The 15,887-nt window shown below is 39.8% G+C and carries 16 protein-coding genes; 11 read left to right on the top strand and 5 right to left on the bottom strand.

Translation table 11 applies throughout. The features are described from left to right. Positions 1-4: 4 nt before the first annotated feature. Positions 5-346, bottom strand: coding sequence for a phage holin family protein (locus ACFSKL_RS16600; RefSeq protein ID WP_376887456.1), 342 nt, complete (start codon positions 344-346; stop codon positions 5-7). Positions 347-412: 66 nt separating this feature from the next. Further along, positions 413-1,024 (bottom strand): YkgJ family cysteine cluster protein, encoded by a 612-nt coding sequence (locus tag ACFSKL_RS16595; RefSeq protein WP_376887455.1) that lies wholly within the window; start codon positions 1,022-1,024, stop codon positions 413-415. 192 nt (positions 1,025-1,216) lie between these two features. Between ACFSKL_RS16595 and ACFSKL_RS16590 the strand changes: the two genes are divergently transcribed. The 7 genes from ACFSKL_RS16590 (at position 1,217) to ACFSKL_RS16560 (ending at position 10,438) form a co-directional block, all read left to right on the top strand. Continuing rightward, a complete protein-coding gene (locus ACFSKL_RS16590; protein WP_376887454.1) occupies positions 1,217-1,948 on the top strand; it encodes an LOG family protein in 732 nt (243 codons plus the stop codon). 2 nt (positions 1,949-1,950) lie between these two features. Then, the gene (locus ACFSKL_RS16585; protein WP_376887453.1) at positions 1,951-2,904 is read left to right on the top strand and encodes a lytic transglycosylase domain-containing protein; all 954 of its coding nucleotides are present in this window, start codon (positions 1,951-1,953) and stop codon (positions 2,902-2,904) included. A 75-nt stretch (positions 2,905-2,979) separates the two neighbouring features. Next, positions 2,980-4,665: a hypothetical protein gene (locus ACFSKL_RS16580; RefSeq protein ID WP_376887452.1), complete on the top strand. Its 1,686-nt coding sequence runs from the start codon at positions 2,980-2,982 to the stop codon at positions 4,663-4,665. Positions 4,666-4,811: 146 nt separating this feature from the next. Continuing rightward, a complete protein-coding gene (uvrA, locus tag ACFSKL_RS16575) occupies positions 4,812-7,640 on the top strand; it encodes an excinuclease ABC subunit UvrA (protein ID WP_376887451.1) in 2,829 nt (942 codons plus the stop codon). A 90-nt stretch (positions 7,641-7,730) separates the two neighbouring features. Further along, the gene (locus ACFSKL_RS16570) at positions 7,731-8,783 is read left to right on the top strand and encodes a sensor histidine kinase (protein ID WP_376887450.1); all 1,053 of its coding nucleotides are present in this window, start codon (positions 7,731-7,733) and stop codon (positions 8,781-8,783) included. Between the two features lie 12 nt (positions 8,784-8,795). Continuing rightward, positions 8,796-9,533, top strand: a complete 738-nt coding sequence (locus ACFSKL_RS16565; protein WP_376887449.1) for a LytR/AlgR family response regulator transcription factor — start codon at positions 8,796-8,798, stop codon at positions 9,531-9,533. A gap of 149 nt (positions 9,534-9,682) precedes the next feature. Then, on the top strand, positions 9,683-10,438 hold the full coding sequence (locus ACFSKL_RS16560) for a LytR/AlgR family response regulator transcription factor (RefSeq protein WP_376887448.1): 756 nt from the start codon (positions 9,683-9,685) through the stop codon (positions 10,436-10,438). Between the two features lie 241 nt (positions 10,439-10,679). Here the strand turns inward: ACFSKL_RS16560 and ACFSKL_RS16555 are convergent, their stop codons facing one another. The 3 genes from ACFSKL_RS16555 to ACFSKL_RS16545 all read right to left on the bottom strand — a co-directional run bounded on the left by ACFSKL_RS16555 (position 10,680) and on the right by ACFSKL_RS16545 (position 13,736). Further along, complete coding sequence (locus ACFSKL_RS16555; protein WP_376887447.1) at positions 10,680-10,856, bottom strand: hypothetical protein; 177 nt, start codon at positions 10,854-10,856, stop codon at positions 10,680-10,682. 598 nt (positions 10,857-11,454) lie between these two features. After that, positions 11,455-12,801 (bottom strand): PhoH family protein, encoded by a 1,347-nt coding sequence (locus ACFSKL_RS16550; RefSeq protein ID WP_376887446.1) that lies wholly within the window; start codon positions 12,799-12,801, stop codon positions 11,455-11,457. A gap of 239 nt (positions 12,802-13,040) precedes the next feature. Then, complete coding sequence (locus ACFSKL_RS16545) at positions 13,041-13,736, bottom strand: ComF family protein (protein ID WP_376887445.1); 696 nt, start codon at positions 13,734-13,736, stop codon at positions 13,041-13,043. 81 nt (positions 13,737-13,817) lie between these two features. Here ACFSKL_RS16545 and ACFSKL_RS16540 point away from each other — a divergent pair, with 81 nt between their 5' ends. The 4 genes from ACFSKL_RS16540 to ACFSKL_RS16525 all read left to right on the top strand — a co-directional run bounded on the left by ACFSKL_RS16540 (position 13,818) and on the right by ACFSKL_RS16525 (position 15,886). Next, the gene (locus ACFSKL_RS16540) at positions 13,818-14,171 is read left to right on the top strand and encodes a carboxymuconolactone decarboxylase family protein (RefSeq protein WP_376887444.1); all 354 of its coding nucleotides are present in this window, start codon (positions 13,818-13,820) and stop codon (positions 14,169-14,171) included. After that, positions 14,164-14,526, top strand: a complete 363-nt coding sequence (locus tag ACFSKL_RS16535) for a hypothetical protein (RefSeq protein ID WP_376887443.1) — start codon at positions 14,164-14,166, stop codon at positions 14,524-14,526. Before ACFSKL_RS16540 ends, ACFSKL_RS16535 begins: the two co-directional genes overlap by 8 nt. Before the next feature lie 155 nt (positions 14,527-14,681). Further along, complete coding sequence (locus ACFSKL_RS16530) at positions 14,682-15,440, top strand: exodeoxyribonuclease III (protein WP_376887442.1); 759 nt, start codon at positions 14,682-14,684, stop codon at positions 15,438-15,440. A gap of 44 nt (positions 15,441-15,484) precedes the next feature. Continuing rightward, a complete protein-coding gene (locus ACFSKL_RS16525; protein ID WP_376887441.1) occupies positions 15,485-15,886 on the top strand; it encodes an ATP-binding protein in 402 nt (133 codons plus the stop codon). Position 15,887: the final 1 nt, after the last annotated feature.

Below are 15,887 nucleotides of genomic sequence, written 5' to 3'. Positions count from 1 at the left end.
CCACTTATTTCTTGATCCTGAATATAAATGTTCTAAACAAATGTTTAAATGTCTGTAGTATACTCTTTGACTCCCTAAGAAAGTAAAACAATACAAACAGAATCAAGTAAATCAAACTTACGTACAAAAAACCCTTATAATCAGAATACAAAATCTCACCCAAATAAAACGCCAATGAAATACTCGCAAATAAAAGGATCATCATTGAGAAAAGCCCCATTAAAACCAATATAAAGATCCTCGAAAAGATATCTGAAAATTGGTCTTTGATTTCATTTTTTACAATTTCAATACGTACTTCTATAAGCTGTTTGATCGTTTGTAATATTTCTGAAACATTCAGCATGGTATATAATTTTAAAAAACCACTAAATTGATTTAACAAGTTACAATATACATCAAAAAGCTGGCTTCAAAAACTATCTACTGGATCAGTCATATCATTTTCCATATAAAACATATAATTCAATACTGACTCCAAGGCTTTTCTGATAGCGATATTGATAGGAAATTGCTCTTGTGTCAAATTAAAATCAATGTTATACAGCAGTGAATAGGCATCACCACTGGACGGAACAGCTGCGCCATCTTTGATCGCCTGTGCGGTTTTTTGATACTGTTCAGATTTTTGTTCCTTGATGATTTTGCAGGTAATCAATTCTTTTTTGCCTTCCTTGTTTCTTCTGGCAGCACTTCCAAACAATCTACAGATCATGCCACGATTCGCATAATCGGAACAAAATCCCGATTTGGAATCAGCGCTCAGGGATTTATAAATGATGCAGTTTGCCCCATCCCCAACATTTTCCAACAATTCCAGGGCCTTTTCAGCCTTTCCCTTTTCATAAAGATCAAAAGCCAAAGGCAAAAATTCCAAGACAGAAGCATGTACATTGGGGTTGGCACAACAGGCACCACAGCCGCTGACACATGAAAGCTGGCTATCATCCAAAAATGTCTTGATCTCAGCATCCACTTCAGCAAATACCTTCCTGACTTCCAGCGACTTTTGTCGTATATTCATATTCTCATAAATAAAAGCCTGCGAAAGTAACACCAGTTTTGATCTAAAGCAAAAAGTATTTTTTTGAAACTTATTTTTCCGCAAAACGATTATCATAATTGGAAATTTTCTATCTAGAAAGAAAAATCTAACTTTGACAGCTTAATCAGTTTTTAAGCAGTAAAAATTGTTTTTTAATTTAATGTAAAAATTATGAGTGAACAAAACGGAAATATCGATCCAAAACAGGAAGAAAAAATCAGGAAAGCATTCAAGGAAAGAGATTGGAATGAGATCAAGAGTGCAGATTCTTGGGCGATTTTCAAAGTAATGTCAGAATTTGTCGAAGGCTTTGAGAAGTTGGCAAAAATAGGTCCCTGTGTTTCAATCTTCGGTTCTGCGCGAACCCCCAGAGACCATGGCTACTACAAGATGGCTGAGGAAATTGCCGCCAAACTTGTCAGACATGGCTATGGTGTGATCACGGGTGGTGGTCCGGGAATCATGGAAGCCGGTAACAAAGGTGCGCATTCAGAGAATGGTAAGTCGGTCGGATTGAATATTGTATTGCCATTTGAGCAGTTCAACAATATCTACATAGACCCAGACAAGCTGATTACCTTCAACTATTTCTTTGTAAGAAAAGTCATGTTTACCAAGTATGCCCAAGGATTTATCGTACTCCCTGGAGGCTTTGGTACTTTGGATGAATTGTTTGAAGCCTTGACATTGATCCAGACCAACAAAATCGGGAAATTCCCAATAGTATTGGTGGGTAAAACCTACTGGTCAGGATTGGTAGATTGGCTAAAAGAGACCATGTTGGAAAATAGGAACATCAATGTAGAGGACTTAGATCTGTTTTCCCTGGTAGATGATCCTTCTGAAGCGGTCAAGGTCATTGATGATTTTTATGGAAAATATTTATTGTCTCCAAATTACTAAAATTGAAAAAATACCATCTTTTTATCATATACGGGTTTATTGCAATCCTTTTTGGTTTGGTTTTTCTGTACATACCGCAGAAAAACCAAACTGAAATGCCCTATGAAGAAATAACCGTCAGCCAGGAAAAACAGGGTGAAGAAATCATCTTTAGAATCCCTGACACCCGGGCAAAATTATTTGAACTTCCAAAATCGATAAACTTTGCAGGTGAAGACGTCCCCTTGAAGATCGATGATGTGAGGGAGCGATTTGAAAGGGAAATCTATGTGAATGCCTATTGGCAATCTAATATGATCCTCTTGATGAAACGGTCGGGAAAATATTTGCCCACGATCGAAAAAATCCTCAAAGATTATAACGTTCCGGAAGATTTCAAGTATTTGGCAATGGCTGAGTCGGGACTCCTCAATGTGGTCTCTCCGGCAGGAGCAAGGGGATTTTGGCAGTTTATGCCTGCTACCGCCAAGGAATACAACCTGGAAGTCAGCAATGAGGTGGATGAACGCTATCATTTGGAAAAATCCACCATTGCAGCATGCAAATATCTGAAAGCAGCATATGCAAGGTTTGGAAGCTGGACATCCGTGGCAGCAAGCTACAATATGGGGATGGGTGGACTTTCCAAAAGAAAATCAGAACAAAAACAGGTCAATTATTACGACCTTTTGCTCAATGATGAAACCAGCAGGTATCTCTTCAGAATATTGGCTTTCAAAGAAATATTTGAAAATCCCGAAAATTATGGTTTTAGTTTGCAGAAAGAGGATTATTACACACTACCCGTTCTGAGGGAATTGGTAGTGAAGCAAAGCATCGATGATCTGGCTGATTGGGCGATTAGACACAACAGCACCTACAAAACCTTGAAAATCCACAACCCTTGGCTCCGCTCGGACAAGCTTAAAATAAAAAAAGAAAGGGAATATACCATTAAACTGCCACCCTTAGAATAAGTAAACTACATCTTTGTAATTTACATTTTATTTGATACCTTAAGGCAAAAGAATCCATGCTTTTCTTAAGTTTTTATGAAAAAGATCATTATTGCCTTATTGGGACTCGTTTTGGTCTTGGTGTTGGTTTTAAGGGGAATACCTTACTTTATCAATATTTACCTCAACAACAATGCGGATAGAATAGTCAGCAACATGATTACCCGAACGAGTGGTTTTGGCAATCATGAAGTGACATTTGGTAAAATCAAACTAGACTACAACTATTTCGGCACCTTCTTGTCCATAGAAGACATCAGCATCCAACCTACCGAAGAAATCCACTCAGATCAGGTCAAGGTCAGTCTTCGGCTGGAGGAAGCAAAGATCTCTGGCTTCAGATGGAAAAGCTTTTTGTTGGACAACTCCATTCAGGTTGATTCTGCGAGATTGGAAAACCTTACGATCTTGAGTGTCACGCCTCCAATGGACTCTTTGAATATAGAGAATGGAGAAGAGGATCATGACAACGAAGAAAAACCAGAAACAAGGGACTATGATGCGATCTCCGTCAGGATCATCTCTTTGCAGAATTTGAACCTAGAGAATAAAGACAGCAAAACAGATTCCATAAGAATGAGTCTGCAAAACCTATCCGTAAACGCAGAAGGTTTTGTCCTAACCAAAGAAGATATCCAAACAGAGACGGCATTGTTTTCCGTGGATTTGATCCATGGAAAAATCGAGCAGGTCCAAATACATTTTGATGAATTCCGGCAAATGGCAGAGGTCAAAAACCTTCACTTTGATACCGCGGACAAAAACATGAAAATTGGGGATTTCTCGATTTTGAATAAGCTGGGAAAGTATGCCTATACCCAATCTTTCGAAAAGAGAAAGGCTTGGTTACAATTGAAAAATGGCTCTTTGGACATCAAAGGGATGAATTTTCAAGAGTACTTTAGGAATGGCATAATAGAAATTGACTCCCTGTTGGTAAAAGATATCAAATTGGAATCTTTTATGAATAAGCTCATACCGGACAATTACGGCAGGAGACCCCCGATGGCACATGAAGCCTTTGGCATCTTGGATTTTCCGGTCAATATCAAAAATACCGTAATCAAAAACAGCCATATTCACATAGAGGAACAACCGGATAACGGTGCTCCTACCTCTGGCTACCTGTATTTTTCCGATCTGAATGCAGTCGTCGGCGCGATAAGCAACATGGACAAAGTCAACCAAGAAAAGTACGAACTCAATATCGAAGCCCAAGCAATGCTGATGGGCAAAGGAAAAATAAACCTTACTGTAAAGTATGATTTGGCGGATACTCTTGGCAGCTTCCAGTTAAAGGGTAATTTGGGAAAAATAGACCTGACTGAGATCAACAAAATCGTAGAACCTGAGGCTAAGGTCAGTCTAAAATCCGGAACGATCAACAGGTTGGATTTCAATATCCATGCAAATGATTTTGATGGTACCGGTGAAGTCATCGTCAGGTATGATAATTTGGAAATCGAAATCCTGAACAAAGATTTCGAGAAAGACCAGAATATATTCAGAAAGATCGGCTCATTTTTAGCCAACAAGGTTGTGATCAAATCACAAAATCCAAGAAAAAATGGGGATCTACAGAAAGGGGTGGTCTATACCCAAAGACTCAAACACAAATCAGAATTCAATTATTGGTGGCGTTTGGTGTTCTCTGGACTGAAATCCACCCTGACTGGGGATGACCTGGAAACCCTCAAGAAAAAGGAAAATGAGAACAAGTAGGTAAAATAGTAAGCAATCTTCACAACAATCGAAAATAGCCTAAACTATCTCCCCCGAAATTGGGTTGATGAATCTGAAATCATCTTGGGATGCCCCAATTTAAATTCCTATTTTTGCAAGCTTGAATAATAAAGGTTTAGCCCTCCATGACAGACCCAATTACGGATAAAAAAGAGTATATTGAGATATACGGTGCCCGTGAGCACAATCTTAAGAATATAGACATCAACATTCCGCGGAAAAGTCTCGTGGTCATTACCGGACTGAGCGGAAGTGGAAAAAGCTCCCTGGCTTTTGACACCATCTATGCCGAAGGGCAGCGCCGGTATATGGAAAGCTTTTCCGCTTATGCAAGGTCATTTTTGGGGGGCATGGAAAGGCCCGACGTGGATAAGATCAATGGCTTGTCCCCGGTAATTTCCATAGAACAAAAAACCACCTCAAAGAACCCCCGGTCTACTGTCGGTACAGTGACTGAAATCTACGATTTTATGCGCTTGTTATATGCAAGGGCCGGAGAAGCCTATTCTTATCTGTCAGGCAAAAAAATGATCCGACAGACCGAGGATCAGATTGTAGAGCAGTTGTTTGAGAATTTTTTAGGGAAGAAATTATACGTCTTGGCTCCTGTAGTCAAAGGTAGAAAAGGGCATTATCGGGAGCTCTTTGAGCAAATCCGGAAAATGGGCTTCTCAAAAGTGCGGATCGACGGGGTAGTCATGGAAGTAGTGCCCAAGATGCAGGTAGATAGATACAAAATCCACGATATAGAAATCGTCATAGACAGGATCATAGCCGAAGAGGAAGATCGGTTCAGGATCAGCCAATCACTCAAGACAGCCCTGCAACATGGCAAAGGGATCATCATGCTCAGAGATGAAGATGGAAATATCCACCACTTTTCGAAGTACCTGATGGATCCTACCACTGGACTATCCTATGATGAGCCAGCACCAAACACCTTTTCATTCAACAGTCCATATGGAGCATGTCCATCCTGCAATGGTCTTGGCATCATAGAAGAAATCACCCAAGAGAATATTATCCCAGACCCTACGCTGAGTATTTCCAGAGGAGGTATTGCGCCTTTGGGAGAATTTAGGGATATCTGGATATTCAAGAAAATAGAGGCCATTCTCAAAGAATACAAATGCAGCATTACAACCCCAATAGGAAAACTTCCCGAAAAAGTTATCGAAATCCTGCTCTATGGGGATAAGATGGAAGTGGAAGTCAGTTCTGTAAAATACCCCGGTACTACTTGGACTACCACGTTTGAAGGAATAGTCAATTTCCTTACCAAACAGCAGGAAGGTAGTTCCGATAAAATCCAGCAATGGGTCAGCGAATTCACTACCACTAAAATTTGCCCTGATTGTGATGGCTATAGATTGAAAAAAGAAGCCCTACACTTCAAAATCGCCGAAAAGCATATCGGTGAGTTGGCCATGATGGATATCACTTCCCTGGGAAGCTGGTTTGCAGATGTGGAAACCAGGATGACAGATCGGCAAAACCTGATTGGCAAGGAAGTTCTCAAAGAAATCAGAAAGCGGATAGGATTTCTATTGGACATTGGCTTGGATTACTTATCCCTCAACCGGCCTTTGAGGACACTTTCCGGAGGAGAGGCACAGAGGATCCGGCTCGCCACCCAAATAGGAACCCAGCTTGTTGGTGTCCTATATATTTTGGATGAACCAAGTATCGGCCTTCACCAAAGAGACAATGTCAAATTGATCAAAGCACTACAGGATTTGAGGGATTTGGGCAACTCTGTCATCGTGGTAGAGCATGACAAAGACATGATGTTGGACGCGGATTTCGTCGTGGATATAGGCCCAGGAGCTGGAAGACATGGTGGACAAATAGTCGCTTCAGGTACGCCGAGTGAGTTTTTGAAGCAAAATAGCATCACAGCAAAATACCTGTCTGGCGGTCTGAAAATAGAGGTTCCAAAAAATCGTAGAAAAGGAAATGGGGAATTTTTGGTACTCAAAGGGGCAAAAGGCAACAACCTGAAAAATGTGGACTTGAAACTTCCTTTGGGAAGCATGATCTGCGTCACGGGAGTATCGGGTTCAGGCAAGAGCTCACTGATCCACGAAACACTCTTCCCACTGCTCAACAGGCACTTTTACAATTCCAAAAGAGAACCTTTGGAGCACAAGGAAATTACCGGATTAGACCAATTGGATAAGGTAATCGAGGTAGATCAATCACCGATCGGAAGAACACCAAGATCAAACCCTGCCACCTATACCGGTGTTTTCACGGATATCAGGGCTTTGTTTACAGAATTGCCGGAGGCCAAGATCAGAGGCTATAAACCGGGAAGATTCAGCTTCAACGTAAAGGGGGGAAGGTGCGAAGACTGCGAAGGAGCTGGCATGAAATTGATCGAGATGGACTTTTTGCCGGATGTGCATATTCCATGTGAAACATGCAAGGGCAAGCGATACAACCGGGAAACACTAGAAGTAAGGTTCAAGGGAAAATCCATCTCTGATATATTGGATATGACTGTGGAGCAGGCAGTGGAATTCTTCGAATTTCAACCAAAAATCCTAAGAAAAATCAAGACCCTGAATGAAGTCGGTCTTGGTTATATCACACTCGGCCAACATGCCACGACACTTTCGGGAGGTGAGGCCCAAAGGGTAAAACTGGCAACGGAACTTTCGAAGAAGGATACAGGAAAAACCTTCTATATATTGGATGAACCAACGACAGGGTTGCATTTCCAGGATATCGAGCATTTGCTGAGGGTACTCAACAAGCTGGTAGAGAAAGGAAACTCTGTCTTGATTATTGAGCACAATATGGATATTATCAAAGTAGCTGACTATATTGTGGACTTGGGTCCTGAAGGAGGGGAAAAAGGAGGGGAAATTGTCACCCAGGGAACCCCAGAGCAAGTCGCCAAGCATAAAAGCAGCTATACGGCCAAGTTTTTGAAGGAGGAACTTAGCTAACATGCTGATTTGACTATCAAAAAAGCTATGTGTCCATTAGTATAATTGATGTCAGGGCTTTGGTTGGCTTGGTTATCTTTGAAGTCTGACATGAATAAAACCAAACTATATTGGATATTGCAAGTTTTGGGATGGTTGGGGTATGCCCTGATCAATCTATTGTTTGTATCCTTGGAGCGTGGGATATCCTCTGTGCAGGTGGGTGCATTCTTTTCATTGGCCGGGTTTTACTTGATTTCTTCGCATGGCTTGAGGTATGTGATCAAAAAACACAATTGGTTCAACAGAAACCTAGGCCAACTGACTTGGAACACACTCTTAGCCCTGGTTCTGTTGGCTGTCGCCAATACCATAGCCCAGATTATCATCAACCTTATCTTTGACACCCTTGATCCTGCCATAGATTTCAGGCCGGTGGTACTGGCTGTCAGCATTTTTGTCAGCTTTCTCTTCTATGCATTATGGGTCATGCTTTATTACCTCTTCCACTTTTTGGACAATTATAACCAAAGCTTGAAATACCAGGCAAAAATCAATGAAATCCAGCTGAATCACCTGAAAAGCCAGCTAAATCCCCATTTTATTTTCAATGCATTGAACAGTGTCAGGGCATTGGTTGATGAAGAACCTGCAAAGGCCAAATCTGCCATCACCCAACTTTCCAACATTTTGAGGTTTTCATTGATGATGGACAAAAAGCGTGTCATTGATTTCGAAAATGAATTCAATACTGTCAAAGATTATCTAAACCTAGAGACAATCCGGTTCGAAGAAAGACTCAATGTCAAATATGAAATAGAACCGGAGGCATTCGACTATAGAATCCCTCCAATGATGATGCAGACAATCGTAGAGAATGCCATCAAGCACGGTATATCGAATAGGGTAAAAGGAGGGGAAATCATCATCAAATGCTATGAAGGATTGACAGATGATCTGTATATCCAAGTCAAAAACAGCGGACAGCTTAAAAGTCAGCCGTTTATAAAAAAGAAACCTGGGGAAGGACATGGAATCGCCAATACAATTCAAAGACTCAAACTGATCTATGGCGAGCGTGCATCCTTCAAAATATTCAATTCCGGTAACGATTTTGTCATAACTGAAATAAAAATTCCAAAACAAAGCCTTACATTAGGTTAAAATTTCAAAGAAATGAGAGCACTAGTAATCGACGATGAAAGATTGGCAAGAAAAGAGCTGATCAATTTATTATCACATTATGATCATGTAGAAGTGGTGGGTGAAGCTACCAATGTAGATGATGCGAAAGAAAAAATAGATGCTCTCCTTCCCGATGTGGTTTTCTTGGATATCCAAATGCCCGAAAAAACAGGCTTTGAGCTCCTTGAGGAATTGGACAATGTTCCCCATGTCATATTCACCACAGCATATGATGAATATGCACTGAAGGCATTTCAGGTAAATGCCCTGGATTATCTCCTGAAACCCATCGAGCCAAAGCGGCTGGAGGATGCCATCGTGAGACTTCAAAAGAAACTTCAAGACCAATCACCAAAGCAAGGTGAAAACGAAAATCCCAACGGATCGAAGAAGTTGACCTTGGAAGATCAGGTGTTTGTAAAAGATGGGGACAGATGCTGGTTTGTAAAACTGGTCAATGTGCGCCTTTTCGAATCTGACGGAAATTATATCAAGGTATATTTCGAAAACAACAAGCCAATGATTCACAAATCGCTCAATGCACTTGATGAAAGATTGGATGAAAAATCTTTTTTTCGAGCCAGCAGAAAACACATCATCAACCTGAGCTGGGTGGAAGCAATCGAACCTTGGTTTAATGGTGGTTTGGTCGTAACCCTCAAAGGTGGTGAAAGAATAGAAGTAAGTAGAAGACAGGCTGCCAGATTTAAGGATATGATGAGTTTGTAATCTTGCAAATCCATCTATCCTATTAGATACCACCCAAGTAAATTGATTTTACAGAATTATTTTTGTAAATAGTATATATCTTGCGTTATGATGCAAAAAATACTATTTGTAAAACATATTATTGCAAAAAACCCCATATACCACCCGATATGAAAGAGGAAAGAATTCTCGTCGTAGAAGACGATGTAAACATTGCAGAAAATATAGAAGAGATTTTAGAACTTTTGGGCTATGTAAATATTGATATTGCAAATTCTGCCAACCAAGCCATAAAAATCGTCAAAAAATACAGACCTGACATGATTTTCATGGATATCAAACTGAAAGGTGATAAGGATGGTATCGAATTAGGCGAAATCCTAAAACAAATGGTCGACGCACCCTTGGTCTTCGTAACTTCCTACAGTGATCCAACAATCATCGAAAGGGCCAAAAGAATAAATCCAGCTGGCTTTATAGTAAAACCTTTCAATACGAACGACATCCATGCAATTGTGGAAATCGTATTGTATAACAAGCGCGTCAATCCTATTTCGGACACTGCCACTGTCAAATCCAAGGATGAAAGTCCTTACCTGGTAACGGATGCGGTATATATCAAAGCCGACAATGCATACGAAAAAGTCCCTTACAAAGATATTTTCTATGTAGAGGCCAATGGAAACATGGTCACGATATATACAAGACACAGAAACTATACCATCCGAAAATCCATGAAGGACATGGAAGAAAAACTCCCTTCCAACCTTTTCCTCCGGGTTCAAAAATCATTTATCGTACAACTGGGGCTGATTGAAAACTTCAATACCAAAGAAATCACCTTGGAATCAGGTGCAGTGGTACAAGTCGGTAGGCAATATTATAACAGCTTCCTGGCAAAATTAAATACCATTACAGAAAGTTAACACCCAATCATCTGGGTTCAAAAAAAAGGTGAGCAATGCTCACCTCCTTTTTATCGTTAAACCAAAAAGTCTTTCTATCCTTATAGATAGATTTTGTGTTTTTCCGATACTGTGATATAATCACATTTTTTGGACATTCTTTTAAAACTATTTTATCTCTCTGTTACATTCAGTGAATGTTTTCCAAAGATATGAACTAATTTTACATTAGATCATGGTTCTGTTTATTTTTTAAGATAAATTATAGTTTGAGACCAAAATTTTCGGTTGTTTCAGGATTCTGGGAATAGCTTATGTTTATTTGGTGATCTTCTTTTACTTTATTGACTTGTATAGATGCACTGAATATGATTGTCAATGCCATGATCAAGCCTAACAAAGCACAAACATTTTTTTGGGTTAGCATTGAAGTTTTCATGTTTCCTATATTTAGCTGAACGGTTGGGTCTACACTTATCGCATCCTCGATGGATAAATTCCATATGCCAAAATTCGAACCCAAATTTTAATTCATTGATTTATTGGTATTTATATCAAATTCAAAAAATAACAGTGTACATTAACGGGCATAAAAATTTCTGTTTTGATACACTCTCCCTAAAATTTAAAGTAAAAATAAGGTTCTAAAAAAATGAAAAAGAGGTAGTCCCACACTTGGTAATATGATTATTTCAAAAACGATGTTATGCGAATCAATATACCTGGGATAGGGCTTGCTGAAAAATAGATTCTTGAATGTACGATTAGAAGTTATGTCGACCACGCCACAGGCAAAAGCTGTTGACGAGTATCCACAACTTACATATGGATTTTCTTACCCAACGTGCATCATTGTGGATGCTTATTAGTAATTTTAGTTTTTCAGAAAACCTCTAGGGTAAAAGAGAAAGATCAAAGGAGCTACTCCTTTGATCTTTCTGTATATTTAGGATGTTTCCCAACATACTATGGTAAGAGAATCTCGAAATCGACTTTTTGCGGCGACATCTTTTGGTTCTTTTTGCCGAAAAACAATTTTATAACAATTCATTGGCAAGATTAGCCAGCTCTGATCGCTCTCCTTTCTCCAGCTTGATATGCGCATATAAAGGATGGTCTTTGACTCTGTCTATCAGATACGAAAGGCCATTGCTTTGGGAATCCAAGTATGGGGTATCTATTTGAAATACATCACCTGTGAAGATGATCTTGGTATTTTCACCGGCACGACTGATAATTGTCTTGACTTCATGGGGCGTCAAATTCTGCGCTTCATCCACGATAAAGAAAATATTGGACAAGGAGCGTCCACGGATGTAGGCAAGGGGCTGGATGACCAGTTTTTCCTGGTTTACCAATTCCACTATCTTCTGATACTCTTTATCAGATTCTTTGTATTGGTTCTGTATAAATTTCAGGTTGTCCCACAATGGCTCCATATAAGGATTCAATTTGGACTTGATATCACCTGGAAGAAACCCGATGTCCTTATTGCTCAATGGAACAATGGGACGTGCCAAAAACACCTGCTTGAAATCCCTTCGCTGCTCCAATGCCCCGGCCAATGCAAGGAGTGTCTTTCCCGTACCTGCAACTCCCTGGATAGAGACAAGCTTCACCCTTGGATTCAGTATGGCATGGAGTGCAAAAGTCTGCTCGGCATTTTTTGGCTTGACATTGTATGCCAACTGCTTGTCTACCCGCTCCATGGTATTATCTTCTGCATTGAAATATGTCAAGACGGAGTTCTTCTCATTCTTGAGGATAAAATAGCCGTTGGATTTCACTTTTTTCCTTCCAAAAATCAGCTTCCCATCTACATGGTGGGATTCATAAAGCTGGTTGATTACATCCAGATCAACATTTTCAATAATAAATTTGCCAGTATTCTCAAGCTCGTTGATATTTTTGATTTTGCCGGTTTCATAATCCTCAGCAAAGATATCCAATGATTTTGCCTTCAGACGCAGGTTGATATCCTTGCTGACCAATATCACTTTTCTTCCTGATTCAGTCTGTTTGAGATGAAGTGCTGCATTGAGGATCTTATGGTCATTCTTCTCTTCCCCGAAGATTTCATTGGCATTCATGTTATTCTCCGGATTCATCAAGACCCTAAAAAACCCTTTGGTCTTCCCATTGAGGGGAGTCCAATTATGGATCATATTGTCTTTGGAAAGATTGTCCAAAAGCCTGATAAATTCCCGGGCTTCAAAATTTTTGGTATCATTTCCTTTTTTGAATTGATCGAGCTCTTCCAAAACTGTAATCGGTATGACTACATCATGCTCAGCAAAATTCATGATACTGTTGTGCGCATATAGAATCACAGAGGTATCGAGTACGAAGATTTTGCGGTCTTTATCGGATTTAGCTCTAGGCATAGACAGAAAATTTTAATGGTTATTAGCTTGGAATAAGTTAGAAAAATAAAAGAAAGATTACCATGTTCACTGTAGAAAATAATATCCAAGTCCAAATATTCATGGTTATCTATTTGGTATTCAGAAGTATAATTTTATCGTCAAATCCCCCTTAACTGTCAAATAATGTCAGTTTTGCACTAATCCCATGGTGTACAGGGAAATAGAACCAGACCTGGACAAAAAATCCATTCCAGCTATCAGAACCGCCCTGCAGCTATCACCGCCAAATCCACCGTCTTGGCTTTTCCTTCCAACAAAACATTCGCACATGCCGTCAATGTAGCCCCGGTAGTCATCACATCATCAACCAACAAAACCCGTTTGTTTTCGATCTGGACATTTTCGTTGACAGCAAATACTTCCGACACATTGATAATCCGCTCCATTCTGGTCTTTTTGGTCTGTGTTTCTGTGAATTGGGTCCTGATCAGCCCCAGGTTCATGGGAACTTCCAAGACGGAAGCCAGTCCATTGGCAAACTGTTCACTTTGGTTGTAGCCTCTCCTTCTTTGCTTTTCCGGATGGAGTGGGACAGGCACCACCAAGTCCCATTGATCCGAGAAGCCGTGTTTTTGCAGCAAGTGGCCATATAAACTTCCCAATTCAATTCCGACCTCCGGTTTATTTTTGTATTTCAGGTTGTGGAGAAGCTTTTGGCTCATGCCCCGTTTGGTAAATCTCAGGAAAGACATCACCAAATTGGGATTGGTCAATCCCATCACTTTGACTACCAGGTCGTTGTTTTGGGGATGAAGGTGATAATTGGTGATCGGAAGACGTCCTATACAGATTTTACATAGCTGATTTTCGAAGTCAAAAAGGCTCCTTTTACAGACACAGCAGGTTTTGGGGAAAACCAATGCCAAAAAATCTTCAAAAAAAGTGAAACGCATATCCAAAAAGGCTTGTTAGAACTGAATGACAGCAAAATACCTGTTATATTTGCTGGTTATTTAAATACTTATCTAAATTTAATGAATCTTATAGAAGAATTCAACGATTACAGAAGCCGCATGAACGAAAAAATCATGTCGGCAGACAACAAAGTGATCAAACGTTTCTTTAACCTTGATACCAATGCCTATGCAGAAGGTGCAGTGGATGTCAAGACTAAAGAAATGATTGGGTTGGCATGCTCCATGGTACTGCGTTGTGATGATTGTATCAAATATCACCTCGGAAAGTCCTTTGAAGCAGGTCTGAGCAAAGAAGAAGTGTTTGAAGTATTTTCGATATCCACGCTGATAGGAGGGTCTATTGTGATTCCCCACTTGAGAAGGGCTGTAGAATATTGGGAGTTATTGGAAAAAGAAAAATCGGATGTTTAAAAAGGATCTGGATCTTGAAAAACGATGGAGTAAGCTACTGACAGGACTCCAGGAATTGGTAGGAAAAAAACCAGCCGATCTCAATGGTGTATTATTCTTGATCGGCGTACAGGAGCTTGGCCAGGGCAATAGGACATTTACAAAGGAGCAAAAGCAGGATCTCATGCACATAGCAATCTGCAAAGTATTGAGTCTGGCAGGCTTTTATGAATTGGATTACATTGACCAAGATGGTTGGCCCCATTGGAAATTGACAAAAAAACTTCCCCATTTCGATGTATTAGAACAAGAAAAGCTATTAAAACTTCATGTATTAGAGTATTTTGAGCAGGAATTTGAAATAGAGATAAAGTGATTATCCGCAATAATGCCAGTAAGTAAAATGATTCAGGTATAACGTAGCAAATAACCGTCCACAGTCGACGGTCAACAGATCCTCGAAATATGCTGAATATATTCTTAAAATGGCAATTGAATTTAGGGCGTATTATCATATAAAATAAAATTGGAATGAAAATAGTATCATACAATGTCAATGGTATCAGGGCAGCCTTGAATAAGGGTTTTGCGGATTGGTTGAAAGCCACAGATCCGGATATCATAGGTCTACAGGAAGTAAAAGCCTTGGAAAACCAGATTGACAAAAGCATCTTTGAAGACATGGGCTACCACATCTATTGGTATCCTGCAGTAAAAAAAGGATATAGCGGCACTGCCATATTGAGCAAAATCAAGGCTAAACACATTGAATTTGGTATGGGCATGCAGCTGTATGATGATGAAGGAAGAATAATCAGGGCAGATTTTGATGACTTTTCGTTTATATCCGCCTATTTTCCCTCTGGCACTACCGGAGACATCAGACAAGACTTCAAATACAGGTTTTTGGATGATATATATGGTTACTCACAAGATTTAACCAAAAAAATCCCTAATTTGATCTTGAGTGGGGATTACAATATCTGTCACAAACCGATAGATATCCATAATCCCATTTCCAACAAAAACTCATCAGGATTCCTACCTGAAGAAAGGGCTTGGATGGATAAGTTTACAGAAAGTGGATTTACAGACACGTTCAGAAAACATAACCAAGACCCACACCACTATACCTGGTGGAGCTATAGAGCAGGTGCACGGGGAAAGAACCTGGGATGGAGAATTGATTACCATATGGCTAGTCAAGCTATGGCAGATAAAGTCAAAAGGTCGATCATATTGCCAGAAGCCTATCATTCGGACCATTGTCCAATCATGATTGAGCTTTAACATAGAAAAATTAAATAAATAATAATATCATCAACATAAGATTCATGAAATCTATAAAAATTTCAATCCCTTCTCTAATAGAGAATATTAAAATCGTAGAAAGCTTCATCGACAATGCAAGGGAGAAATTCCATATAGATGATGATATCTACGGAAATATCATGATTTCCGTGACAGAATGTGTCAGCAATGCCATACTGCATGGGAACAAGGGGGACGTAAGTAAAACAGTAGATTTGGAATTGCATTTTGATGAAGAAGAGATCAAGTTCATTGTGAAGGATCAAGGCGAAGGATTCAACTATGAAGAACTGAAAGACCCAACAGCCCCCGAGAATTTGGAAAAAGCAGGCGGGAGGGGAATCTTTATCATGAAGCATTTGTCTGATGATGTAAGCTTTGAAGATGAAGGAAGAACGGCTACTTTGAAATTTTACATGTATTAGA

Source organism: Belliella marina (genome assembly GCF_042682445.1).
GTDB classification, from domain to species: Bacteria; Bacteroidota; Bacteroidia; order Cytophagales; family Cyclobacteriaceae; genus Belliella; species Belliella marina.
Note: the sequence above shows the minus strand (reverse complement) of the source record. Positions and strands in the feature narration are given on the sequence as shown.